The sequence below is a fragment of the Streptomyces sp. ISL-43 genome (assembly GCF_018614195.1).
In the GTDB taxonomy this organism is placed as follows: domain Bacteria; phylum Actinomycetota; class Actinomycetes; order Streptomycetales; family Streptomycetaceae; genus Streptomyces.
This window is the reverse complement of record NZ_JAGGOT010000037.1, coordinates 19833-42042: the sequence shown is the minus strand read 5'-3', so window position 1 is coordinate 42042 and position 22210 is coordinate 19833. Positions and strand designations below refer to the sequence as shown.

The following is a 22210-nucleotide window of genomic DNA, read 5'->3' as shown; positions in this document are numbered from 1 at the left end:
CACCACCGGACCCGCACGGCACGGCGCCGACAGGGGTGGGGGCCGCTGAAGTTGGCGCAGCCGTGGAAACCGAGAGTTGCCGTGCGATTGCCGTAAGTGAAGATTCGAGTGTGCGGGGACTCCTGGCGGGCACATCACAGTCATGGTCTCGGACATGCTCGAACGACTGCGGCACCTGGTCCGCCCGCGCCGCGCTCCCGTCTTCACCGCCGACTTCACCTCGCCCGCCCAGTGGATCGCCGGCCGCTCGTGGGCGTATCCCGACGGCGGCCCGGTCAACCCGGGCGACAACAAGCTGGACCACCTCGTCGCCGACCCCGCCTACAGCCGCGGCGGGATCTTCCGGGCGACGCTGCGCCCCGACGGCTACTGGGACAGCGGGCTGCTCACCACCGAGGGCAGCGACGAGGGCTTCGCGGTGCGCACCGGCGACGTGCTGGAGGCCCGGGTGAAACTGCCGGTGCAGCGGGGCGCCTGGCCTGCCATCTGGACCTGGCGCGACGGCGGCCAGGAGATCGACGTCTTCGAGTACCACCCCGACAACCCGGACCTGCTGGAACTCTCCAACCATGTCCGGGAGGCGCACCGCTACCACCGCGACCCGGCGATCCGGCCCGGAGCATGGATCGACCTGAAGGTCGAGTTCGGGAAGGGTTCGGTCGTCTGGTGGGTCAACGGCGCCCGGGTCTTCGGCGACGGCAGGGGAGTGGGCCGCGGCTGGTCCGCCTACCTCATCGTCAACCTCTCGGTCTGCGCGGGCAGGTTCCACCCGGCGCCGGAGCCCGGGGTCACGGAGTTGTCCTACGAGGTCGCGCAGCTACGGGTGTACCGGCCGCGCTGAGGGCCGCTCCCGGGCGGCGGCGTAGGCCGGAGCCGGACGCCGGCATCGACTACCGGCACGACGAGTTCGGTGGGTCGAGCGGGGACGCGCCAGGGTCGTCGAGGCGTTCCGTGGGACCGGCGAAGGACAGGAACGTCGTCCGGGTGGCGAGCAGCCAGGTGCCGTCCACCTTGCGGAACGTGTCTTCGTAGTGCCCCACTTGGGCCGGGGGCCGGGGCGACACCATGCCCTCGGAGTAGCCGTCGACCCGGTACGTGGTGAAGTAGGTGGTGGCGGCGGCCGTCTCCGGAGAGGTCACGGTGACCAGGATGTTGGTGCAGATGCGACGCGACAGCCGGTCCGCGGGTCGGCCGCCGAAGTACTCCCGAAGAGCATCGCGGCCGGCTATGTGCCGATCGCCGACTGGCCATTCCCAGATCCCGTGCGGCGTGAACAGGTCCGCCACCGAGCTCGGGTCCCCGAGGTCGAGCCGGCGGACGAACTCGACGATCAGCCGCTCACAGGCCCGCTCGGCGATCGGGGCAGGTTTCGGCACAGGAGTTGCAAGCGGCTGCCGGCCGCCCCGGTCATTCCCGTTCGCCCTGAGCGCGCTCGCCGCGATGGGCCTGGCGGTAGGCGCGGGGTGTAGTGCCGGTCAGGGCGCGGAAGTGACGGCGTAGGACGGCCGGTGAGGTGAAGCCGGTGCGGGCGGCGATCTGTTCGACGGGGATCCCGGTCTCCCTGAGCAGCCGCTGGGCCTCGGAGATGCGCGCATGGAGCAGGTACTGGAGGGGGGTGTGACCGGTATGGGTGCGGAAGCGACGGGTGAGGCTGCTCGTGCTGGTCCGCGCGTGCGCGGCAATGTCCGGGAGCGCCACGGCGCGGTCGAGCCGGGTCTCCAGCCACCGCAGAGTCGGTTCGAGCCCCGCGCTGTCCGTGATCTCCCGTTCGATGGTGTCCTGGACCCTGTCCGCATCGCGCTGCAGTGGTGTGATCAGCTCCCGGGCGGTCTCTCCCGCCATTCGCGCACCGTGGTCACTACGGAGGATGTGGAGACAGACGTCCAGTCCGCCGAACATCCCCGCAGCCGTGAGGAAGGAGCCGTCCTCGACCACGGTGCCGAGCGGGTCGACCTGGATCCGAGGATGGCGCGCCGCGAGTTCCGCGGTGTGCCGCCAGCCGGTCGTGGCGCGGCGCCCGTCCAACAGTCCGGTCGCCGCGAGGGTGAGTACACCGGTGCCGACAGCCGCGACACGGGTTCCTCGGCCTGCCGCCGCCCGCAGCGCGGACTGAAGGGACGCCGACGGCTCGCCATGGTGGTCGGGGTGCCCGGTGATCAGTACGACGTCCGCGCCCGCGAGGCCTTCCGGACCCCAGGGCGGGCTGACCCGTACCGGATCGGGCGAAGGGACCACCCGAAATCCGGGGGCGGCGCAGAGCCGCACCTCGTACTCCACCCCCGGATGGTCACGGGACGCAGCTCCGAAGACCATTCCGGGGGTGGTGAGGTGAGGGCCGGGGACCCCGTCGGGCGCGAGGACAGCGATGACTGACACATCCGGAATATAGCCAGGTCGGCGCGGGTGCCGCCGTCAGGTTCGCGCCCGGTTACCCAGGGCCTGCCTACCAGGTCAGCCGGACTGGCGGATCGTCTCCCGGATCCAGTCCGCGTACACCGGCACATTGGTGTAGAGGCCCGGCCCCGTGGAACAGGTCGGGTCGTTGTCACCGTCGCCCGAAGTCGTACCGATGAGTTCCCAGCGGCCGTTCCTGGCACGCTGCAGCTGCGGGCCGCCGGAGTCCCCGTTGCAGGCCATGGCATCCGGCTTGGGGCTCACCGTGCACAGCCGGGTCTCCCCGGCACGATCGAAGCACTCGTCCTCGGATCCCCTGCGGGTGTCCAACTGCTGGAGCCGCTCAGGGAACACCCAGTCCTCCGGGGAATCGGCGCCGACGACGGTACCGAAGCCGAGAATCCGCGTGGGCGTGCCCACCGGTCCCGCCTGCTTCGCGATCCGGATGGGCTTCTGGGCGACCGGGCGGTCCAGTCGTACCAGGGCGAGGTCGTCCTGGTTGGGAGCGCCGGCCTTGCCCTGGGCGTAGCCCGGGTGCATGACGATCTTGTCGATCCTGCGGACACTACCGCCGGACGTGCGGTGCTCGCTGCCGACGCGGACCAGCCCGTCCGGGGTCACCCCGAGATCCGGGTCCACACAGTGACCGGCCGTGAGCACCCATTGCCGGTCGATCAGCGTCGCCCCGCACGGGGCCTTCAGTACCACCCCGTCCTCCAGGGTGGCCGACAGGGGGATCGACGCCATGAAGGTGTAACGCTCCCTGGAATCCTCGCCGTTGACGATGGCTTCCGCGCTGCCGGCCATGAGTGTTACGCCGAGCACGGCGGCCGCGCCGGCCGCGGCCGCGGCTCGCACCGTCAGGCCGCGGCCGCGGCGGCGTGCGGAACGGGGATCGGGGGTGGGGCGGTGGGCAGGGGGAAGGCGCATGTCGGTCCTCTCGGAAGGGGCAAAGGGATGGGCACGGGCCGGGCGGTCCCTCGCGTCCGGCTCCGTGCTGAGCCCCATCCTCCGGGCCGGGCCCCGCCGCGAAACAGTCGTTCGAATGTCACTCTGGGCTAAATTCGGGACATGTCACTGATCGCTGTCCTGGCGCTCGACGGAGTTCCGGGGCACCAGCTCACCACCCCCGGACTGACGTTCACCGCCGCCGCCAGGCACCACCCATGGGTCGACTACGACCTGCGGATCTGCGCCGCGCCGGGCTTCGAGAGCACGGGCGGCCCCGCTCCCTTCCGTATCGAGACACCGTGGGGTCTGGAGGGACTGGACGACGCCGACACCGTGCTGCTGCCCGGCTGCGCGGGCTTCCAAGACGAACCCGCGCCCGCCGTGGCCGATGCCCTGCGTGCCGCTGCCGCGCGCGGCTGCCGCATCGGCGCGGTCGGTACCGGCACGTTCGTCCTCGCCGCCACCGGTCTGCTCGACGGATGGCGCGCCGCCACCAGCCGCCGGCACACCGAGGAGCTGGCGCGCCTGCACCCCCGCGTCGAGGTCGACCCCGACGGCGCGGTCGTGTCGCACGGCCTCTTCCACAGCGCGGCCGGGGTCCTGGGAGGCCTCGACCTCTGTCTCCGCCTGATCACTCTCGACCACGGCGAATCCGTGGTCATCGAAACCGAGAGGCAGGCGTTCCTCCAGCTCCACGCCCCGGCCGACGACGCCGGCGGCGACGTCGCGGCCACAGTCCTCGCCGCCTCGGACGGCAGCCTCGATGAGGCGATCCGGTGGATGGAGGCCAACCTCCAACGTCCGCTGACCCTCGCGGAAATCGCCGACCGCACGGGGCTCGGCATCCGCACTCTGACCCGGCGCTTCCGCACCGAGACGGGACTCAGCCCGCTCCAGTACGTGCTTCGCGCCCGTATCCAGCTCGCTCAGCGGCTCCTGGAACGCACCGACGACCCCATCGAGCGCATCGCCGCCCGCAGTGGTCTCGGCACCCCCGCGAACCTGCGGCACCACTTCCACCGCTGCACCGGCACCACCCCCGGCATCTACCGCAACGCTTTCCGCTCCCTCGCCGCTGCCCTCACCTGGGCCGAGCGGGACGAGGCCGACCGCCCCTGAGCGGCACCACCGGTGGCTTCTCAGTGCTGCTCCTGGGGACGGCCGGCCGGCGGCGGGGCGGCGGAGTCCGGAGAGTAAGCCTGCGGAGGCCATTTGTGATCTCCCTACAAGGTGCAGGCGTGATTTCCGGCGTAGGTGCCGCTCGTGAGAGGCAGCGCGGCCTGGTGAAAATGATCATGATCGGCGGTCAGGCCGGTCAGGACATCGAGCACGGGGGAATTGCATGCACACTGGATACTCTGTCTTCGCCGGGACGATGGCCGACCTCACATACCCGCAGGTGGAGGCGGCGGCTGCCGCGGGCGCATGCGTCCTGCTGCCAACAGGCGTCATAGAGCAGCACGGCCCTCATCTGCCGCTGGGCACCGACGCCTACGGCGCCTACCAGCTGTGCCGGATGGTGAGGGACGAGCTCGACCGGCAGAAGGTACCGGCGCTGATCGCCCCACCGGTGTTCTGGGGGGTCAACCAGGTTTCCGGTGCGTTTGCCGGGACCTTCCGCACACGTCCGGAGACTGCGGCCGCACTGCACTTCGACATCATGGAATCGCTCGCCACGGACGGGTTCCGGAACATCTTCGTGATCAACCATCAGGGCGACATCGCTCACAATCGGATGCTCCTTGACGTCGTGACAGCCCGACACGAGCAGGGCAGTACGGGAGTCGTCCTCATCGAGCCCGACTTCATCGCTGACCGCCTGGGCGAGGCGGCGAAGGCGCCCGCGCTGGCCGCGTTCGCCATGCGGCCGCTGTTCGAGGGCCTGGAACTGACCGGTGAACTCGGTGTCCACGCCGAGGAGATCGAGAGCGCCCTGATGATGCGCTGGTTCCCTGAGCTCGTAGATTACGACGTCATGACCCAACTCCAGCCGACGGGCCTCGGGCCGGCCGACCTGGCGGAATGGCGAAAAGGCGGCGAACACGCCCGCAGGGTGACGCCGCAGGGCTACTTCGGCGCACCCAGCCCCCGCGACCCGTTCCTGTGGCGCTTCTACGAGCGCATGGCCCATGCCATGGCCCGTACCGTGACCAGCTCGCTCACCGCTCAAGCGGAAGGCGTGCAGGACGCTGCTCCGGGATCACCTTGCTGACCAGATGAGATGGGCGGCGACGTGGAGCCTGGCAGGCAGGCAGGCAGGCAGGCGGTCGCGTCCGCGAGCCGCGGCCCGTCACGCTGCCGCTGGGGACGCGGCGGTCACCGGGCGGTCCAACCGCCGTCGACCGGGAGTACCGCGCCCGTGAGGAAGGAGGCGGCCGGGCTGGCCAGCAGGAGCGCCGCGTCGGTGAGTTCGCCCGGATCGGCCCAGCGGCCCATCGGCACCTGGTGGTCGAGGAACTCCCGGACGCGTGGGTCGTCCTCAGCGCCGTCGTTCATCGGCGTGCGGAACGGTCCGGGCGCCAGGGCGTTGACGCAGATGCCGGTCCCCGCGAGCTCGACGGCCAGGCTTCGGGTGAGCTGGACCACGGCTCCCTTGGCGGCGGCGTAGGCCGTCCGGTCCGCGGCGCCGACGAGCCCGAGAGCGCTGGCCATGGTGACGATGCGGCCGTAGCCGGCCTGACGCATCAACGGGACCACGGCCTGGCAGGCGAGGAACGTACCGACGACGTTGACCTCCAGGCAGTGTCGCAGCGTGGCCGCGTCGAGTGCTGCAAGGCTGCCGCGTGCCTGGATGCCGGCACTGGTCACGAGGATGTCGAGGCGGCCGTACTCGGCCTGCACCGATCGAACCAGGTCCTGCACCGCTGTTTCGTCGGTCGCCTCGCAGGCCGACCCGAGCACTGGCCCGCCCGTCAGGTCCGCGATCTCCGAAGCGGTGCGTCGGCATGCCCGCACGTGCCTGCCGCAGACCACCACGGCGCAACCGGCGTATGAGAGGCGCTCGGCGATGGCGCGTCCGAGGCCGCTCGTGCCACCGGTGACGACGGCGACTTGACCGGTCAGGTCCGTACCGGTGCCGGCCGATCGGCTCTTCACGGGCCGACGGGGAGCATGAGGCCCCCGGACACGCGGAGGAGTTCGCCGGCGGTGGTGGGGAACACCGTGCGGGGGGTTCCGGCGGCGGCCCAGACCGTGGGGTAGTCGCCGAGGGCTTCGTCGACGACCGTCGGCAGTCGGCGCGGGTGGCCGACTGGGGCCACGCCGCCGATCGCCTGGCCGGTGGCTTCGCGTACCTGCTCGGGGGTGGCGCGGCGAAGCGCGGGGCGGCCCCATCGGGCCGCGAGTGCTTCGGTGTCCACCTTGTGCCTGCCGCTGGTCAGTACCAGCACGGGTACGTCGCCCGCGAGGAACACCAGGCTGTTGGCGATGGCGCCGATGTCGCAGCCCAGTGCGGCGGCGGCCTCGGCGGCCGTGCGCGTGGAAGCGGTCAGTTCGCGGACCTGGCCGGCGATGCCGGCCGATGCGAGGGCGCGAGCCACTTGCGCACTGCGGTCAGGCAGGGACGACGGCGTGCCGCTTCGGGACTCCATGGGGCTCCTTCACATCCGGCGTTCTGTAAACAGAACGTTCTGGTTGTGGAACGATAGAGTGCGCGAGACGGTGGATCAAGTGGTTACGGGGCGGGACGGGGGAGACCATGGATCTGGCAGGTCAGGTGGGCGGGCGACTGCGCGCACTGCGCGTCGAACGCGGGATGTCGCTGTCGGAACTGGCGCGCCGGTCCCAGGTCGGCAAGGGGACGCTCTCGGAGCTCGAGAGCGGGAGGCGCAACCCCACACTGGAAACGCTCTACGCGCTCACGACCGCGCTGGAAGTACCGCTCAGCACAGCCCTGCACACCACGGGCTTGGCCGCCACGATCTCCGGTACCGCGGTGGACGCGGTCCTCACTGAGCGATTCGAAGACGCCACCGCCGTCACGGAAACCTACCGGGTGCGCATTCGCGCCGAAACGGCACAGGAGTCCGCCGCTCACAGCCCTGGAACGACAGAGCACATCTTCATCCTGTCCGGCACGGCACGCGTCGGCGCGGTCGCCGGTCCCGTGCTCGCCCTCGGCCCGGGCGAACACGGTAGTTGGGACGCCGACGTCCCCCACTTGTACGAGTCCCCCTCGGGAGACGTCGAAGCGCTCCTCATCGTCCGCCACCCCCGTCACTGAGGTTTTCGTCTTGTTGTCGGGTGTGACGACCGCACAGGTTCCAGGTCGCAGCGTTCTTCGCGGAGCATGCCATCGCGGAGGGACCGACCGAGCTTCTCACTGCACTGGATGACAGCCTGCGTACCATCGCCGCGTTCCCTAGCCGAGATCACCACGGTGTGCCGAGAAGCAGGCACAGACGCCAGGGCCTGCCGCACAGTCTCCGCGCCTACTCCGGATGGCTGCCGGACGCGGGCTCCCGGGTCGCGAGAGGAGTGGCGCGGCTCAATAGTGAGTCGTGAGCAGGCCGCGGCATGCGCTCCGCAGATCCGAGGTCGGATGGCGCGCCCACGGACCTGAGCCGACGAGCGGACGGCGCGGCTGAGCATCATTCCTGCCGGCACCGGACAGTGAGGGCTGAGATGGACAACAGGCTCCAGTCGAAGGTCGCCCTGGTGACGGGGGGTGCCTCCGGTATCGGGCTCGCCACGGTTCGTCGGCTTCTGGCCGAGGGCTGCAGCGTCATGATGGCGTCCAGGAACCGAGAGCGGGGCGAGGGCGTCGTTGCCGAGTTCGGCAGCGCGCGAGCCGCGTTCCACCAACTGGACGTGACCGACGAGTCATCGGTCGCGTCGTCTGTCGAGGCCACGGTCCAACGCTTCGGGCGTCTGGACTGCCTCTTCAACAACGCCGGGATCGAAGGCACTGCGGGGCCTATGGCCGCGTGGTCTGCTGACGTTGTCGATGCGGTGCTGGACGTGAACGTCAAAGGCGCGTTCCTGTGTATGAAACACGCCGCGCCGCGCATGGCATCCGGGTCGGTGATCGTGAACAGCAGCTCCTGGCTCGGGATGATTCCCATGCCTATCGCCGCACCTTACGCGGCCAGCAAGGCCGCCCTGGTGAGCCTGACCCGTTCGGCGGCCGCCGAGCTTGCCGAGCAGGGGATCTCGGTCTTCGCCATCTGTCCGGCAGTTGTCGACACCCCGATGATCGACCGTATCTCGCAGATGGCAGGCGCCCCCAAGACGGCCATCGCCGAGATGGTCTGTCCGAGCCGACAGGTCACCTCCGCCGACAGGGTGGCGGAGGTCGTCGTCGGCCTTCTGGCATCCGATACGCCCTTCGAAAGTGGATCAGCACTACGCATCGATCCGACCGAAGTCGAGCGAATCGGTCCGTGACCCGAGCGAACGAGCCCTTGTCGACCCCTTCCGTGAAGAAGACAAGGAACCAGCCGACTGGCTTTCATGGTGTCGGAAGGCGACGCCGAGCCGGGCGATTGCGCGCTCGAACGACCTACTTGGGGCGGGGCCGGTAGACCATCCTGCTCTGCGGCGCCGGGCCCCGGCCGGCCCGGCGCTCGGGCCGGATCAGCCGGCCGGGACCGTCCACTTCTGCTGGGCGGCCCCGGTGCAGGTCCACAGCTGCAGCCGCGTCCCGTTGGCGGAGTTGCCGCCGGCGACGTCGAGGCACTTGTTCGCCTGCGGGTTCACGATGTCTCGGGCCCCGGACACCGCCCAGCGCTGGGCGCCGGTCCCGTTGCAGTCGTAGAGCTGGACCGGGGACCCGTCGGCAGTGCCGCCGCTCGCGACGTCGAGGCACTTGCCGAGTGCCCGTACGGTGCCGTCGGAGCCGAGGGTCCACCGCTGGGCACCGGTGCCGTTGCAGTCGTAGAGCTGGACCGGGGTGCCGTTGGCCGGATTCGCCCCGGCCACGTCGACGCACTTGCCGGCGAGCCCGCTGATCTGGCCGGGCTGACCACCGGGACCGCCGTCGGACGAGGTGACGCGGACGTGGTCGACCACCAGCTGCTGGGGGAAGGCCGTGCTGCCGTCGGGGTCGCCCGGCCAGTAGCCGCCGACCGCGAGGTTGAGGATCAGGAAGAACGGCTTGTTGAAGGCCCAGCTGCGTCCGCCCAGGTCGGCGGGGGTCCGCCGCTGGTAGACGACGCCGTCGACGGACCAGGTGACGGAGTCGGGGGCCCAGTCGACGGCGAAGGTGTGGAAGGCGTCGGCGAAGGCCTGGCCGCCGGGGAGGGAGTACGCGGCCCCGATGCCGCCGGCGCCGGAGTAGCCCGGCCCGTGGAGGGTGCCGTGCACGGTCGACGGTTCGAAGCCGACGTTCTCCATCACGTCGATCTCGCCGGAGTTCGGCCAGCCGACTTGGCCGATGTCGTTGCCGAGCATCCAGAAGGCGGGCCACATGCCCTGGCCCCGTGGCACCTTGAGCCTCGCCTCGACGTGTCCGTACGTCTGCGTGAAACGGCCCGCGGTGTTCAGGCGGGCCGACGTGTACTCGCAGCGGCCGTACCAGCACGTGTAGTTGGCCGGGTTCTCCCGGCGGGCGGTGATGACCAGGTGGCCCTGCCCGTCGAGGGCGGCGTTGCGGTTGCCCGCCGTGTAGTACTGCCGCTCATGGTTGTTGACGTTGTCACCGGTCTCGATCTGCCATTTCCCGGTGTCGACGGCAGCTCCGGCGGGTCCGTCGAAGTCGTCGGAGAAGGTCACGGCCGCGGCCGCGCCGGCGAGCGGCGTGGGGGCGGGCTCGGGGGCGCCGGTGGCGGGGGCGGCCAGACCGCCCCAGCAGACGAGGGCGAGGGCACATAAGAGCGCGCGCCGGTGCCAGGTGGGGTGCACGGTCATCACATCGTTTCGGCTGTGGGGGGACATGTGGAGACGTGCCCATGACAACCAGCTGTCAGCGAATGAACGCGGAAGCGGGCCGTCCGGGCACCTTTGTTCAGTACTTGATTCAAGGTGCAGGGTACGGCTGCGTCAAGATGCCCGTACCCTCCGGTGCGCACCGGGGGCACACGGCGAACGGCCGGCGCGCGATCCGGTGCCGGCCGTCGGTGCCGAGCGACGAGATCGGTGAGGCATACGAGGGGTTCAAGGCCCTGCCGCTGGAGCAGTACGCGGTGGTGCCCGGCTTCCTGGCCATGGTCGGGGACGTCCGCGGCAGGTCGGTCCTCGACCTGGCCTCCGGCACCGGCTTCTACAGCAGGGAGTTCAAGCGACGCGGCGCGGGGGACGTGCTCGGAATCGACATCTCCGGTGAAATGGTCGCCGTGGCACAGCAGTTGGAGGAGCGCAATCCGCTGGGCGTGCGCTACGAGGTGGGCGACGTGTCCGAACTGCGGCCCCTCGAGCATCGCTTCGACGTCGGCCTGGCGGTCCAGCTGCTCAGCTACGCGCAGGACATCGCCACCACGGAGCGGATGTGCGGCAACGCGCACCGGAGCCTGAATCCCGGCGGCGAGTTCTTCGTGCTCAACCAGTCGCCCGACTTCCGCTTCGACGGGCCGTCCCCGGACAAGTACGGCTTCCGCAGCGAGCTCACCGGCGAGGAGGTCGAGACCGGACCGCGAGTCCGGATCACGGCGCTGCTCGACCCGCCGGTCTCGTTCATCGCCAACCGCCCGCGCCGCGAGGTCTACGAGGATTGCCTGAAGGCGGCCGGATTCAGCGAGATCACCTGGGTCCCGGTGGAAGTGTCGGAGGCCGGCGTGCGCGCGTTCGGTGCGGACTTCTGGGCGGACTTCCACGCCAACCCCCCGCTGGAGATGCTGCGCTGCCGCGCCTGACACCCCACCGGACATCCCGGCGGCCCGGCCTCTGGAATCCGCCCGGACGGGGGGCGCCGGACCAGAAGGAGGTGAGCGGGCAGATTCCGGTCGTCCGGCAATCGGGTGGGGCAGGGCGTGTCACCGGAGGCGGTCCCGGATCTCCGCACTCCCGTGCGCTTCCGTGGACGACGGCCACGGTTTCCCGGACCTGAGGGGTGTCACATGGGCGTCGGTGCAGATCTCGACAGAATGGACCCGCTCCGCACGGCTGCCGTCGGCCGGCGAGTGAATGCCCTGTTCAGGGCGATGTCGACGGACCTTCTGCTGCGGGAGCAGTTCGTCACCGATCCGGCGCAGATCCTGTCCGAGTACGTCGACGGCAGCAGGCTCTCGCCGCAGCGGGCCTCCGCGCTCAACCAGCTCGTCTATGCGGTGGCGGCCACCACGGACGTGCTCCTCTGGGTGCGGAGCTATGCGCTGACGTACCGTGAGACCCCGGTCTCCCGTGCACAGTTCATGACGGACTTCGGGCGGGCCGTGACCGAGAAGCAGGCGGCCCATGTCGTCTTCGCCCTCCTGAGGCTCTCCTTGGAAGAGGAGGCCATGCCCGTTGCCGACGGGTCTCTGCTGCAGATCCTCAACGAGAGCGGGCTGTTCGACGGCGGACCGATCTCCGGTACGGAGGTGAGTACGGGTACGCAGTTCGGTACGGAAGTGAGCGGTACGCACATGAGCACGGGTGCCGCGGTGATCTCCGGTACGGAGGTGAGTACGGGTACGCAGTTCGGTACGGAAGTGAGCGGCACGCAGGTGAGCACCGGGCCGCGGCTCTTCTCCGACCAGTTCGTTCCCGCCGTGGAGGCGCTCGTGGAGTACGCGGGCCGGCTACGCGACCGCGGGCTGCTGGACAGCGTCGGGGGCCAGTGAATGGAGCCCCTGTCGGTCGTCGCTGACACGAGCCGCCCCCACCTCTCCGCCGACTTGCTCGCGCGGGCGAACGAACTCTTCCGGTCTGGCAGGCTGGACGAGGCGTACCTCGGCTACCTCAAGATCGTCGGGATCGCCCCCGACGATCCGTCCGCGCACAACAACCTCGGCTGCGTGCGCCAGGAGCAGGGCGATCCCGAGGGCGCGGTCACGTGCTACCGGGAAGCGCTGCGCCTCGACCCCCGGCTGCGGGCCGCCCGCCACAACCTCACCACGTGCCTTGTCCGGCTCGGCCGGAGCGACGAGTGCATCGGCCTCTGGTGCACCGACCACTCGCCCGACGCCGAAGACGTCGCTTGGCTGGACCGCCAGTCATGGCTCGCGCTGCTGGCCCACAACCTCCCGGACGCCGGCGAGTACGCGCGCATCCACGCCGCGGTCCGCCTCGGCAGCGAGTGGTACCCGCGGTCCTCGCCGCCGCCCCGGACCGCCGCCCCGGAGATCCGTCTCACGATTCCCAAACTGCGCCATGACATCGAGCAGTTCCGGCACCTGCAGCAGCGGGCTCTCCTCGGTGAGGAGTTCACCTCCGTCATCACGGCGTACCAGGAGACGATCTCCCGTCTCGAGTCGGCGGGGGAGCACGGACCGGTGCCGATGGACGCCATCGCGCAGCGCACCATCGGCCATGTCTACGGCCGTATCGTCCACGTACGGGACACCCCGCGCCTCCCGCGGGCGCTGTCGGACGCCTGGGACCCCGTCGAGGTGGAGAGCCGGTACATCGACCAGCCGCCGGGCGTGGTCGTCATCGACGACTTCCTGTCGCCCGAGGCGCTCGAGAGCCTCCGGTCGTTCTGCCTCGAGTCCACGGTCTGGACGGGGAACCGCTACGCGCACGGGCGCCTCGGCGCCTTCTTCCGCGACGGGTTCACCTGCCCGCTCCTCCTCCAGATCGCCGAAGAAGTCAGGGACGCCCTGCCCCGTGTGATCGGCAAGCGCCACCCGCTGCGTCAGCTGTGGGCGTTCAAGAACGAGAACGACTTCCCGGCCGACTCCAACACGCACGCGGACTTCGCCGCCGTCAACCTCAACTTCTGGATCACCCCGACCGACGCCAACCTCGACACCGAGAGCGGTGGCCTCGTCGTGTACGGGGTCGACGCCCCGCCCGACTGGGACTTCGCCACCTACAACAGTCGCCGGGAGGTGATCGAGCCCTACCTGCGGCAGCAGCACGCCAAGCCGTTCAGGATCCCCTACCGCCAGAACCGGGCGATCCTGTTCAACTCCGACCTCTTCCACGGCACGGACGGCCTGCATTTCCGTCCGGGGTTCACGAACCGGCGCGTCAACATCACCATGCTCTACGGCGAGCGGGCCGACGACGACCTCCATCGGGACGTCGCACATGCTTCTCCGGGTGCGGGAAGGCCGTCCGCCGCCTGGCGCTCCCCGGTCTTCACCCGCCACCGCGGCATCCGGCCGTGACCTCCCAGTACGGGCAGGACCGATTCGTCGTTGAACGCCTCCGGGGCATGCGGAACGGATTCTTCCTCGACTCCGGCGCATCGGACGGTGTGCAGGCGAGCAACACCCGCCTCCTGGAGACGTCCTTCGGCTGGTCCGGAATCTGCGTCGAACCGAACGCGGAACTGTACGACCGGCTCGTGAGGAACCGCCGGTGCGCCTGCCTGGACTGCTGCCTGTACGACCGGGAGGGAAGCATCGACTTCCTGGAGGCCGACACGATCGGGGGCATCGTCCAGGAATACGACCCGTCCCTCCTCCGCCTCGCCAGGCGCCGCCTCCGAGTCGCGGACGGCGCAGGGCTCCCCACGGTCCCCAAGACCGCGCGCACGATCCGCTCGGTCCTCGACCAGTACCGGGCGCCCGCCGTGATCGACTACTGGAGTCTGGACACCGAAGGGTCGGAACTGGCCCTCCTGCGGAGCTTTCCCTTCGACGTGTACTCCTTCCGCGTACTGACCGTCGAGCACAACTGGCTGCCGGTCCGGTCCGAGATCAGGGCCTTCCTCGAAAACCGTGGGTACGTCTGGGTGCAGGAGGCCGGTTGCGACGACTGCTACGTGCGCAACGACATCCCCCTGGACGCCCCGCCCTGGCGAAGCCACGCGTGGCGGCGCAGCCCCCAACCTGCTCGGCGAACGTCTGCCGACGGCACGAAGCGTCCCGCCAGATGAACCGGCGAATGGAGGTGGCCGGCTGGGAGAGGACTGACACGGCTTCTTACGAACGGCTGGGTCGCGCCTTTAGCATCGCCGGATGGGACTCTTCAGCCGCCGCAAGGCAAGCAGCAAGGGGACACACAGAATGCTGCTTGTGAAGGACAGCCGCGTAAAGCACGTGCCGACATCCTCCTTCGGGATGGACCTGGTGCAGGAGGTGAGCCGCCTGCTCGGATCCGAGCACATACGGTCGACCAAGCTCAGCGACGATCTGACTCTCTGGTACGCCGAGGACGAACCCGGTCGGGCGCGCCCCGGCACGCCCAACCCTGCGGCGAGCCGGCTCGCCGCCGAGCACGGCTCGTCACCAGTCACCGTCACCGGTCCCGCCGTCGTCACCGGCGGAATGTTGCACGGAACCCCTTACCCGCTGGACGTTGACGAGGCCGCGCGGATCGCGACCCACCTGGACGGGTAACGGACGGCGCGAGCTGCCCGGTTGGACCATCCGAAGGCGAGGAGGGCGAGGGGCCGGGCCGCACCCCGAGAGGTGCGGCCCGGCCCCTTCGCATGCTGAGGCAACGCCCACGTGATCCGGGATCCATCTCGGGGTCCACGCCCGTCTCCATGGCAACATGACTACCCTGACTTATCGTCAACTTCGGACTTCAGGGGGCCACATGGACGAGAAGGACACCTACGAACAGCCGACCGCGTCTGCCGCCGAACTCGCCGCTGGGCGCGGTCTCGGGGACTGGCTCCGCACGTTCCGGATGAAACAGAGCCGGATGTTCGGCAAGCACAACGCCTCGCGGCTCTACATATACGCCGGAGGTGCGGTCGTGACGGGCCCCGAGGGCTTCGAGGCCGCGCACGACTGGGAGACGATGCGGGTCCTGCGGTACTTGAGCACCCGCAACGGCGCCCCGTGGGACGCCCGGTACACCCTCCTCGACCCGAGCGGCGCCGCCGTGAACATCGGCCCTGGCACTCGGGTCTTCCTGAAGGAGGACAGGCAGGCCCTCGGTATCACTTCGGTGGTGCAGGGCGCGCTGTTCCTCTGGCCCAATGCCTGGGGGGAGCACATTCAAAACGCCGTCACCCGCGTGCAGTTGCCGAAGGTCCTCGCGCGTATCGAACGCGGCGAGACGGTGGACTTCGGCCCCGACAAGGTCGACCGGCGCGGCCTGGCGGGCAGGAAGCACGCGGCTGCCTGGTCGGAGATCACTGACATCTCCTCGTACAGCGGCACCCTGATCTTCAACGGGTCCCTCAAGCGTACGACCGTGGACAGTGTGGGAATGCATAACATCGCGAACTTGGACCTGTTCCTCAACCTGTGCCAGCGCTTCAAGGGCTGAAGACGAGGGGGGAATTCCAGGCAGCGGCAGGTGCGTTGAGCGCAGTCCGCACAGCCGGCGCATTCCAAGCGCTCGCGCCGAAGGTTGCTCCGTCCACGCGAAGGCGCGTCCGCCGGCACGCGGTTCCTCGGGGTGGGGCCGATGGCGCTGAGCTTCCGGTCCACGAGCACCGGCCGGCCGACGTCGAACGCCGAGGCGATCCGGGCGAGCGCGAACGGCACCGCGGCGTGGGCAAGGGCCGGCGGCGGCGTCGATCTTCGCGCCAGGTGACGATGCGACCCCGGGGCTCCGCGCACGGCGGTGCCCCGGAGCGGCCGTTCCGGCCCACCAGCAGTTCCTTGTACGGTCCCGCGGCGCAGACGAATCCGACGGAAGCCCCGCCAGTCGGACTGCCGGCCCGAAGACCCGAAACGGCCCGCCGAAGAAATCGACGACTCACGAAAGGTCGAGGAGAGAACGACGGGGCCGCGCCCGTCAGGACGCGGCCCCGCCACGGGTGGGCAGGGTGCGGGTGCCCGGGCCACAAGCCGGCGGGTCGCCGGGAGGGCTCCCGCCGGCTTGGGGATCGGTGTTACCGCACCAGTTTGGCCCCGGCCCAGTCGGCGTGGTCGCTGTTGATGCCGTCGCCCGCGTCCGTCACCTTCAGTACCAGCGAGTTCACGCCGGCGATGCTGACGTCGATGGACTGGGTCGCGCTCGACGGCGTCATCGCCGCCGGGCTCTCGTACAGCTTGACGCCGTCGCCCCAGACCTCGAACTTGACCGTCGCGTTCGCCCCGACCTCGTCATCGACACCGACGTCCGACTGGAACCGTGCGTAGCCACCGTTCAGGGAGTAAGTGATCGTGCTGTTGGCGTGCGTACCGATGCCCTTGGCGTACGCGGTGCCGTTCAGCTTGATCGGGTTCGAATCGACGCTCTTGTTCTTCTGAACGGTGCCCGAGTCGCTTCTGGCGTTGCTCCAGGTGAGATCGCTCAGATCGACCGTCTGTCCGTTTCCGCTGGTGGCGGTGGTGACGTCGACGGCGTTGCTGGCCCCGGAGACGTTCTCGGCGGCGTCAACCGCCTTCACCGTGAACGTGTACGGCGTCGAGGCCGACAGCCCCGTCGCGGTGAAGCTCGTACCCGTTGACGAGCCGACGAGCGTGGTACCTCGGTAGATGTTGTAGCCGGTCACGCCGACGTTGTCGGTCGACGCCGTCCACTTCAGGTCCACGCTGTTCGACGTCGCATTGCTCGATGCGAGGTTGGTCGGCGCGGTGGGGGCCGCGGTGTCGCCTCCTGCGGTCCCGGCGCTCGCGGTCACGGTTGCACCGCCGGCCACCGGTACGGTCACGTAGGACACGGTCTTGCCGTACAGCGACTTGGTCTGCGGTGTGTACGCCGTGCCGTTCACGGTGATCGCGGCGGGGGTTCCGTAGAACTGGGCTTCCCAGTTGACGGTGCCACCAGAGTTGTTGGTCAACGTGGAACCCGTCGTACCGGTGTGCTTGAGCTTCAGGTCGTTGTCACCGACTTTGAGGTGGTCGATCTCCACCCAGGGCGTCTCGGACGTCAGCCGGGAGACGGTGGCCACCTTGTCCTTCGGGGCGTCCGGCTGTACTCCCATCATGCCGTCGATGACACTGCTGACCGCCAGGAACGAGATCTCCGGATAGGTGTCCTTGCCGGTCATGAGCTTCTTGAGCCACGCCCAGCCCTCCGAGGACCGGTTGTACTGGTAGTACATCTCCGGCAAGTAGGAGGTCGCCTCGACATTCAGAGCGTCATCGTTGGCCGCGATGTAGTCCAGGTTGCTGCTGGTCCTGGCGCCGTGGTCGCCGAGCCCGGTCAGCATCGTCAGGAAGCTGGCCTCGTGCCCCCAACTGCTGTAACCCGTGCCGGCGGCGTCCTTGCCCCGGACGTACCGGTTGTTCGACGCGTCCCACCAGTTCGTCTCGAAGTGGTCGCGCACCCGCTTCGCGCGATCGGCCCACTTGGCGCCGTTGGCGTTGTCACCCTTCGCCTTCAGGATTTCCGAATAGGCCAGCATCGACTGGTACTGGTACCCGAGCGAATCGCCTGCGGAGACGAGATTCTCGTTCGGGAACTCGAAGAACGTCGCCGTGTACTCTCCGGGCTGCTTCTTCGAAACCGGCTGCTCGCTGGACGGGTTCGCGTCGTTCCACGTCACCCCGTGGTTGGTCAGGAACGAGCCCATCGTCGAATCGTAGTACGCGGAAAGGGCCGGATCGTTGATCCAGTCCGAGTTGCCGGTCCACTGGTACTGCTTGTACGCCTTGGTCATCAGGTTGAACGGCGACGGCAGTTCCCGGAAGCCGGTGCCGTCGATGTAGTATATGGCCCCGGACGAACTGTGAGCCCACAGTGGCCAGCCGTTCTGACCCGGATCGTCGGCATCGGCCGCGAACGTCTTCACCATGTGGAACGTCTCGGCGTCCAGGCCGAGCGCGTGCGCGCCGTCCGACTGGTGGGCGATGTCCCGGTTGTAGTAGGACTCCCGGTTGGTGTAGGCACCCCAGTAGCCCGGTTCCACCGTCGTGTGCGTGGAATTCTTGAGGCGCCACCACTCGGGTTCGTGCCCCATCATCGGGTTCCCCGGGTAGAACGTCATGGCCAGGGCCCGGTCCTTGCCCCATTTGAAGCCGTCGTTCAGTGTCGCGTTCGGAGAATTTATGGTCAGGGTGCTGGTTGGCGCCCCCACGTGTCTTTGGATCGTGATCCTGTCGACGCGCGGCACCTCGCCGGCGGACGTGGCGACCAGCTCGATGATGTCACCGGCCTTGAGCGCTACTTTGCTCGACGTACGGGTGTCGATGCTCATCGGGTCGGTGTAGTCACGGCCGTACCGCTGGGACGTGGCCCATGAATCCACGGGGGTGGAGTTCACGGAGATCTTGTACGTCACTCCGTTTGCGGTCTTGCCGTTGTAGCGCGTGATGAGGTCGTAGGTTCCGTCAGAGCCGCTGAAGGTCGTTCGGGCGGTGCTCGTCTGTCCTGACGCGCCCCGGGCATAGGTGACGTTGTCGACTGGCGTGTCGTTCCAGGTGTGGTTCACGGTGTCCGTCGCGAAATTGGTCAGCGACATGTTCTCGACTTCGATCACGTAGGGCCCTGTCATTGCCCCCGCCACCGCGGGCGTGCCGGGAATGGCAATTGCGGTGCCGGCTGTTGCGAGCACGGCAGACAGAACACAGGCGAGACGACGCATGTGTGATTGATCCTTTCGAGTGGGGGTGTTCCTTGTTCGAGGACGGTCAACCTCGACCGCCCATCTCTGACGGTGTGGAACATGCCGGGACAGAGCGGTCCGAGCGGCTGCCGGCGGTCCGGACCACCCGCCTTCGCACGCCGCCGATCACGTTGTCCCGAAGAAGTCGACCGACCGGGCGGTACAGGGCGACTCCGGAGCCCTGTCATCGTGACTGCGGTGCGACCGCCTGTGATCGCGTCGATGCCGAAGCGCGGCCGGGGTGCCTCTGGCCGGGCGAGGTCACCTGAGCCGTACTCGCGGTCGCTCGAGTTTGCTTGCCGCCGCTGCTTCGCATCCGGCAGGGCGGGGCCGGAAGGATCGAGACGACGGGCGCCCGGGCATCGAAGCGGTTCCGCACGGCCCTCGCGATGCCGAAGCGAGGGAGCGCGGGAGAGGGAAGAGCGTGCGCCGCACCGGACGCGGCGGCGGGCAGGGGTAACTCCTTTCATCGAACGCCATGTTGGAAGAAGTTGAACTGTGTTGCCTATTGAGAAGTGCTGTCAATGGTTGTGATCGGTTCGACCGTGCCGGCTTCGCTCGAGTGCGGGCCGGGTGTCGCGGTCCAGGTGCGCTGCCTCGGCGCGCCTGGACCCGACGGCATCGGCCTGGGCGACGCCGCGTATCGGCAGGTCAGCGGCTCGATACGGCCGGATGGCACCTGCTCTGCCAAGGCGGCCGGGGCGGGGTGACCACGCCTGGAGCAGCGCGAACAAATCTGGGACCAACTGTCAGCTTGCAACGGAAGATTGACGCAGTTTCAGAAAACTTTCATCGCTGTATTGCATGCCGCGACAAGCGTGAGTAGTGTCTGTCCCGTAGGGCTCATCTGTGCACCGCTCAGGAGAGGCTCAACGTCCGCTCTCGCTGCCCTTTTCCTCGCCACCGGCGGCACACCGAGCCGTCGCTGCTGTCCGCCTGTCGGCGCCCGCTGTGATGGACGGGTTCGTGGAGCGGCCAGGCAGTGCCCTGGCGATCACTTGAGTCGTCGATAGGACTGTGGGGAGTAGGGACGATGCCCGACGAGCGGCCCTATCTGTCCGCAGTCGTGGCAGGCGCTTGGCGTGCGGCGGACCCGGGTGTAGCAGGTGCCGCAGGCGGGGCCGAGTGGCCACTGCATACATTGCTTCCCTCGAGCGCGTGGTCAAGCGGCAGCCGGCCAGGCGGCAAGGATGCCGCACACCTGCGGGCTCAACGGCATCGCAGGGGCATTGGTTTGGGTCGGAAGGAACCCTCTCGACCGACCCAGGCCGGCATCAGCCGACGTCGGGGAGACAGGAGCACCTCGGCTGTGTGCGCAAGCAGATACCACGCGACTGGCCCGCACCGAGCTGCGCTGAGGCGCTGACCTGGACGTTCGCCCCTCCATGCGCCCCGCGCTGCCATTGGTGGCGCAAGTGGCGCCTAATGTGGCTCGCGATGGCGCCACGCCTCTGTCATTATGACGCCATGGGCGGCGCGCCCCCCTTGGTGAAGTAGGCAGAGGGGCGTCGCGTCGCGGAGCGAGCCAATGGGGGGTCGGATCATGGAGACAGCGCAGAGCCAGGAGCGGGCGGCGCCCGGCGCGCTCACCGCCTTCGCCCGCTTCGTGCTCTGCGGCGGAGGGATGGGGGTCGCCTCCAGCTTCGCCGTGACGGCCCTCGCGTCCTGGATTCCCTGGATCCTGGCCAACGCCTTGATCACCGTGGTCTCCACGCTGCTCGCCACCGAGCTGCACGCCCGCTTCACCTTCGGTGCGGGCGGGCGCGCGACCTGGCGCCAACATGTGCAGTCGGCCGGGTCCGCGACGGCTTCGTATGCGCTGACCTGCGGAGCAATGCTCGTCCTGCATCAGCTGGTGGCGGCGCCCGGGGCGGTGCTCGACCAGGTCGTCTACCTGGCGGCCTCCGCACTCGCCGGTGTCGCACGGTTCGCGGTGCTGCGTCTCGTCGTGTTCGCGCGGAACCGTTCGCAGGCCACCGTCCGCGCCGCGCATCCCGTGCACGCGACCGTGGTCCGCGCCTCGGCCCCGGCCGGCCTCGCGGAGCTCTGCCGCGCAGCCTGACCGTTCCGCCGGGCGGCGTGCAGTGCGGGTCGACGGGTGGAAGGCACACGACGAGCTACGGGAGGTGGCCGGCCCCCGAGGGCGGGCAGTCGCTGGACCTCAACGGCGCTTGCGGCGGGGGGCCGTCGCCCAGGCTGTCGGGTGCCGGTCTGCGTGGGTGTGGCGTGCCGCGGCTGGTTTGCCGTGGCACGCCGTTCGGTTCGGTTGGTAGCAGCTCACAGGCCCTGTGGGTATGGCTGCCGGAGCGGGCTAGCGGCCGTGGTGGTGTCCGCGACGGCCCCAGGACTCGGTGTCGATGACGTTGCCGCGGTTGTCGCGGAGGGTGGCGGTGTCGCGCTCGTCCCAGATCTGCTGGCGGCGGTCCTGGTAGACGTCGCGGTGGGAGTCGCGGCCCTTGCCGGTGTGGACCTTGACGCTGGAGCGGCCGTCCAGGCGGAGGTGGTTGAAGCGGTAGCGGTTGCCCTGCTTGTCGGTGAGGGTGAAGCCGCGCAGGTCCACGCTGTGGCGCCCGGTGTTCTTCACCTCGACCCATTCGCCGTTCAGGGCGCGGTTGTCGCGCCCGCGGCCGGCGTTCTCCACGTCACCGATGACGATGGAGGAGTGGGGGCCGCGGTGGTCGCGCCGGTGGTCGTCGGCGGCGGCCGGCACCGCCGCGGCGCCGATCAGGGCGCCGGCGGCCAGGAGGCCGGCGAGGGTGCGGCGGGTGGCGAGAGAAGCAGACATGCGGAAGACCCCTTCAACAGACAGCCCGGCCCGGCCTCGTGCAAGCCGGGCGGACTCCGAACGGTTCCCGGCGTCCTGCCGAGGAGCCATACTCTGGCCCCCAAACATGCCCGAAAGCAACGAAAACGACCCGTGTTGCCCAATCCGGATATGTCCGTAACCCTCCCTTGTAGGGGGCATGCGTCACGGCGCATTGACTCTCGGAGGCGGTAGTTCCACTTGATGCCCAGGAGGCCCACGGGCCGCAGCGTCCCCCTCCACGCCGCCCGGCTTCTTTGCCACCCGCCGCCACTGCGCCGAACGGGTTCAAGGCCCTGTAACGGCTACTTCCGCAATTCTTCCGGACGTACGCGCGTAAAGGGTTATAGCGTACGAATATCGGTCCCATTGTCCTTGGTTGACGCCGGCGAAGCCGAAACAACCACCAGCTCCCGACACGAATTGATCTCCCGACGCGCATGAGCGAGCGGTGCGCGCGGAACGTCGAGGGGTGCAGGCCCGGGCCACGCATGACCACGGTTGACGGCCGGCCCATGAGTATGGGTACTCATGCATTCGCGTACGAGGCGCGCGAGGGTGGCAGGGGCCATGCAGACGGGCGC

General features: G+C 69.1%; 20 protein-coding genes. 12 read left to right on the top strand and 8 right to left on the bottom strand.

The annotated features are described in order from the left end of the window. Positions 1–154 precede the first annotated feature (154 nt). The gene (locus tag J7F03_RS22185) at positions 155–841 is read left to right on the top strand and encodes a family 16 glycosylhydrolase (RefSeq protein ID WP_214952070.1); all 687 of its coding nucleotides are present in this window, start codon (positions 155–157) and stop codon (positions 839–841) included. 49 nt (positions 842–890) lie between these two features. On the opposite strand, the gene J7F03_RS22180 is transcribed toward J7F03_RS22185, so the two are convergent. From J7F03_RS22180 to J7F03_RS22170, 3 genes are all read right to left on the bottom strand, one after another. Then, positions 891–1376 carry a nuclear transport factor 2 family protein gene (locus J7F03_RS22180; protein WP_214952068.1) on the bottom strand — a complete coding sequence of 162 codons (486 nt, stop codon included), beginning with the start codon at positions 1374–1376 and terminating at the stop codon, positions 891–893. Between the two features lie 31 nt (positions 1377–1407). Further along, a complete protein-coding gene (locus J7F03_RS22175; protein ID WP_308379895.1) occupies positions 1408–2376 on the bottom strand; it encodes a helix-turn-helix domain-containing protein in 969 nt (322 codons plus the stop codon). A gap of 75 nt (positions 2377–2451) precedes the next feature. Beyond that, positions 2452–3324, bottom strand: coding sequence for a trypsin-like serine protease (locus J7F03_RS22170; RefSeq protein WP_214952066.1), 873 nt, complete (start codon positions 3322–3324; stop codon positions 2452–2454). Between the two features lie 141 nt (positions 3325–3465). Between J7F03_RS22170 and J7F03_RS22165 the strand changes: the two genes are divergently transcribed. Together J7F03_RS22165 and J7F03_RS22160 are read left to right on the top strand one after the other, a co-directional pair. Further along, positions 3466–4464, top strand: coding sequence for a GlxA family transcriptional regulator (locus tag J7F03_RS22165; RefSeq protein WP_251072294.1), 999 nt, complete (start codon positions 3466–3468; stop codon positions 4462–4464). A gap of 256 nt (positions 4465–4720) precedes the next feature. Further along, a complete protein-coding gene (locus J7F03_RS22160; RefSeq protein ID WP_214952064.1) occupies positions 4721–5557 on the top strand; it encodes a creatininase family protein in 837 nt (278 codons plus the stop codon). 104 nt (positions 5558–5661) lie between these two features. Here the strand turns inward: J7F03_RS22160 and J7F03_RS22155 are convergent, their stop codons facing one another. Both J7F03_RS22155 and J7F03_RS22150 read right to left on the bottom strand, forming a co-directional pair. After that, complete coding sequence (locus tag J7F03_RS22155) at positions 5662–6441, bottom strand: SDR family NAD(P)-dependent oxidoreductase (protein WP_214952062.1); 780 nt, start codon at positions 6439–6441, stop codon at positions 5662–5664. Beyond that, positions 6438–6935, bottom strand: coding sequence for a YbaK/EbsC family protein (locus J7F03_RS22150; protein ID WP_214952060.1), 498 nt, complete (start codon positions 6933–6935; stop codon positions 6438–6440). Before J7F03_RS22150 ends, J7F03_RS22155 begins: the two co-directional genes overlap by 4 nt. Positions 6936–7042: 107 nt before the next feature. Here J7F03_RS22150 and J7F03_RS22145 point away from each other — a divergent pair, with 107 nt between their 5' ends. Beyond that, positions 7043–7567, top strand: coding sequence for a helix-turn-helix domain-containing protein (locus J7F03_RS22145; RefSeq protein ID WP_214952058.1), 525 nt, complete (start codon positions 7043–7045; stop codon positions 7565–7567). 401 nt (positions 7568–7968) lie between these two features. Then, positions 7969–8730 (top strand): SDR family NAD(P)-dependent oxidoreductase, encoded by a 762-nt coding sequence (locus J7F03_RS22140; protein WP_214952057.1) that lies wholly within the window; start codon positions 7969–7971, stop codon positions 8728–8730. A 189-nt stretch (positions 8731–8919) separates the two neighbouring features. Here J7F03_RS22140 and J7F03_RS22135 read toward each other — a convergent pair whose 3' ends face one another. After that, positions 8920–10191 (bottom strand): glycoside hydrolase family 16 protein, encoded by a 1272-nt coding sequence (locus tag J7F03_RS22135; RefSeq protein ID WP_214952055.1) that lies wholly within the window; start codon positions 10189–10191, stop codon positions 8920–8922. Positions 10192–10328: 137 nt separating this feature from the next. On the opposite strand from J7F03_RS22135, the gene J7F03_RS22130 reads away from it, so the two are divergent. From J7F03_RS22130 to J7F03_RS22105, 6 genes are all read left to right on the top strand, one after another. Continuing rightward, entirely contained in the window at positions 10329–11132 is an 804-nt protein-coding gene (locus J7F03_RS22130) for a class I SAM-dependent methyltransferase (RefSeq protein ID WP_214952053.1), read from the top strand. A gap of 288 nt (positions 11133–11420) precedes the next feature. Next, positions 11421–12041 (top strand): hypothetical protein, encoded by a 621-nt coding sequence (locus J7F03_RS22125; protein WP_214952051.1) that lies wholly within the window; start codon positions 11421–11423, stop codon positions 12039–12041. Further along, positions 12042–13532, top strand: coding sequence for a tetratricopeptide repeat protein (locus J7F03_RS22120; RefSeq protein WP_214952049.1), 1491 nt, complete (start codon positions 12042–12044; stop codon positions 13530–13532). A 47-nt stretch (positions 13533–13579) separates the two neighbouring features. Continuing rightward, entirely contained in the window at positions 13580–14245 is a 666-nt protein-coding gene (locus J7F03_RS22115) for an FkbM family methyltransferase (protein ID WP_214952047.1), read from the top strand. 82 nt (positions 14246–14327) lie between these two features. Continuing rightward, positions 14328–14708 (top strand): hypothetical protein, encoded by a 381-nt coding sequence (locus J7F03_RS22110; protein ID WP_214952045.1) that lies wholly within the window; start codon positions 14328–14330, stop codon positions 14706–14708. A gap of 202 nt (positions 14709–14910) precedes the next feature. Further along, the gene (locus tag J7F03_RS22105; protein ID WP_214952043.1) at positions 14911–15591 is read left to right on the top strand and encodes a DUF6585 family protein; all 681 of its coding nucleotides are present in this window, start codon (positions 14911–14913) and stop codon (positions 15589–15591) included. 571 nt (positions 15592–16162) lie between these two features. On the opposite strand, the gene J7F03_RS42030 is transcribed toward J7F03_RS22105, so the two are convergent. After that, a complete protein-coding gene (locus tag J7F03_RS42030) occupies positions 16163–18712 on the bottom strand; it encodes an NPCBM/NEW2 domain-containing protein (RefSeq protein ID WP_285440479.1) in 2550 nt (849 codons plus the stop codon). A 1654-nt stretch (positions 18713–20366) separates the two neighbouring features. Here J7F03_RS42030 and J7F03_RS22095 point away from each other — a divergent pair. Further along, positions 20367–20885, top strand: a complete 519-nt coding sequence (locus tag J7F03_RS22095) for a GtrA family protein (protein WP_214952041.1) — start codon at positions 20367–20369, stop codon at positions 20883–20885. Between the two features lie 249 nt (positions 20886–21134). Here the strand turns inward: J7F03_RS22095 and J7F03_RS22090 are convergent, their stop codons facing one another. Beyond that, the gene (locus J7F03_RS22090; protein ID WP_214952039.1) at positions 21135–21608 is read right to left on the bottom strand and encodes a lamin tail domain-containing protein; all 474 of its coding nucleotides are present in this window, start codon (positions 21606–21608) and stop codon (positions 21135–21137) included. Positions 21609–22210 lie beyond the last annotated feature (602 nt).

Bases quoted from the DNA above. Each gene is read 5' to 3' on its own strand.
- J7F03_RS22185 (WP_214952070.1), top strand. From the start codon at position 155: ATGCTCGAACGACTGCGGCACCTGGTCCGCCCGCGCCGCGCTCCCGTC.
- J7F03_RS22170 (WP_214952066.1), bottom strand. From the start codon at position 3,324: ATGCGCCTTCCCCCTGCCCACCGCCCCACCCCCGATCCCCGTTCCGCA.
- J7F03_RS22165 (WP_251072294.1), top strand. From the start codon at position 3,466: ATGTCACTGATCGCTGTCCTGGCGCTCGACGGAGTTCCGGGGCACCAG.
- J7F03_RS22160 (WP_214952064.1), top strand. From the start codon at position 4,721: ATGGCCGACCTCACATACCCGCAGGTGGAGGCGGCGGCTGCCGCGGGC.
- J7F03_RS22150 (WP_214952060.1), bottom strand. From the start codon at position 6,935: ATGGAGTCCCGAAGCGGCACGCCGTCGTCCCTGCCTGACCGCAGTGCG.
- J7F03_RS22145 (WP_214952058.1), top strand. From the start codon at position 7,043: ATGGATCTGGCAGGTCAGGTGGGCGGGCGACTGCGCGCACTGCGCGTC.
- J7F03_RS22140 (WP_214952057.1), top strand. From the start codon at position 7,969: ATGGACAACAGGCTCCAGTCGAAGGTCGCCCTGGTGACGGGGGGTGCC.
- J7F03_RS22135 (WP_214952055.1), bottom strand. From the start codon at position 10,191: ATGACCGTGCACCCCACCTGGCACCGGCGCGCGCTCTTATGTGCCCTC.
- J7F03_RS22130 (WP_214952053.1), top strand. From the start codon at position 10,329: ATGCCCGTACCCTCCGGTGCGCACCGGGGGCACACGGCGAACGGCCGG.
- J7F03_RS22125 (WP_214952051.1), top strand. From the start codon at position 11,421: ATGTCGACGGACCTTCTGCTGCGGGAGCAGTTCGTCACCGATCCGGCG.
- J7F03_RS22120 (WP_214952049.1), top strand. From the start codon at position 12,042: ATGGAGCCCCTGTCGGTCGTCGCTGACACGAGCCGCCCCCACCTCTCC.
- J7F03_RS22115 (WP_214952047.1), top strand. From the start codon at position 13,580: ATGCGGAACGGATTCTTCCTCGACTCCGGCGCATCGGACGGTGTGCAG.
- J7F03_RS22110 (WP_214952045.1), top strand. From the start codon at position 14,328: ATGGGACTCTTCAGCCGCCGCAAGGCAAGCAGCAAGGGGACACACAGA.
- J7F03_RS22105 (WP_214952043.1), top strand. From the start codon at position 14,911: ATGGACGAGAAGGACACCTACGAACAGCCGACCGCGTCTGCCGCCGAA.
- J7F03_RS42030 (WP_285440479.1), bottom strand. From the start codon at position 18,712: ATGACAGGGCCCTACGTGATCGAAGTCGAGAACATGTCGCTGACCAAT.
- J7F03_RS22095 (WP_214952041.1), top strand. From the start codon at position 20,367: ATGGAGACAGCGCAGAGCCAGGAGCGGGCGGCGCCCGGCGCGCTCACC.
- J7F03_RS22090 (WP_214952039.1), bottom strand. From the start codon at position 21,608: ATGTCTGCTTCTCTCGCCACCCGCCGCACCCTCGCCGGCCTCCTGGCC.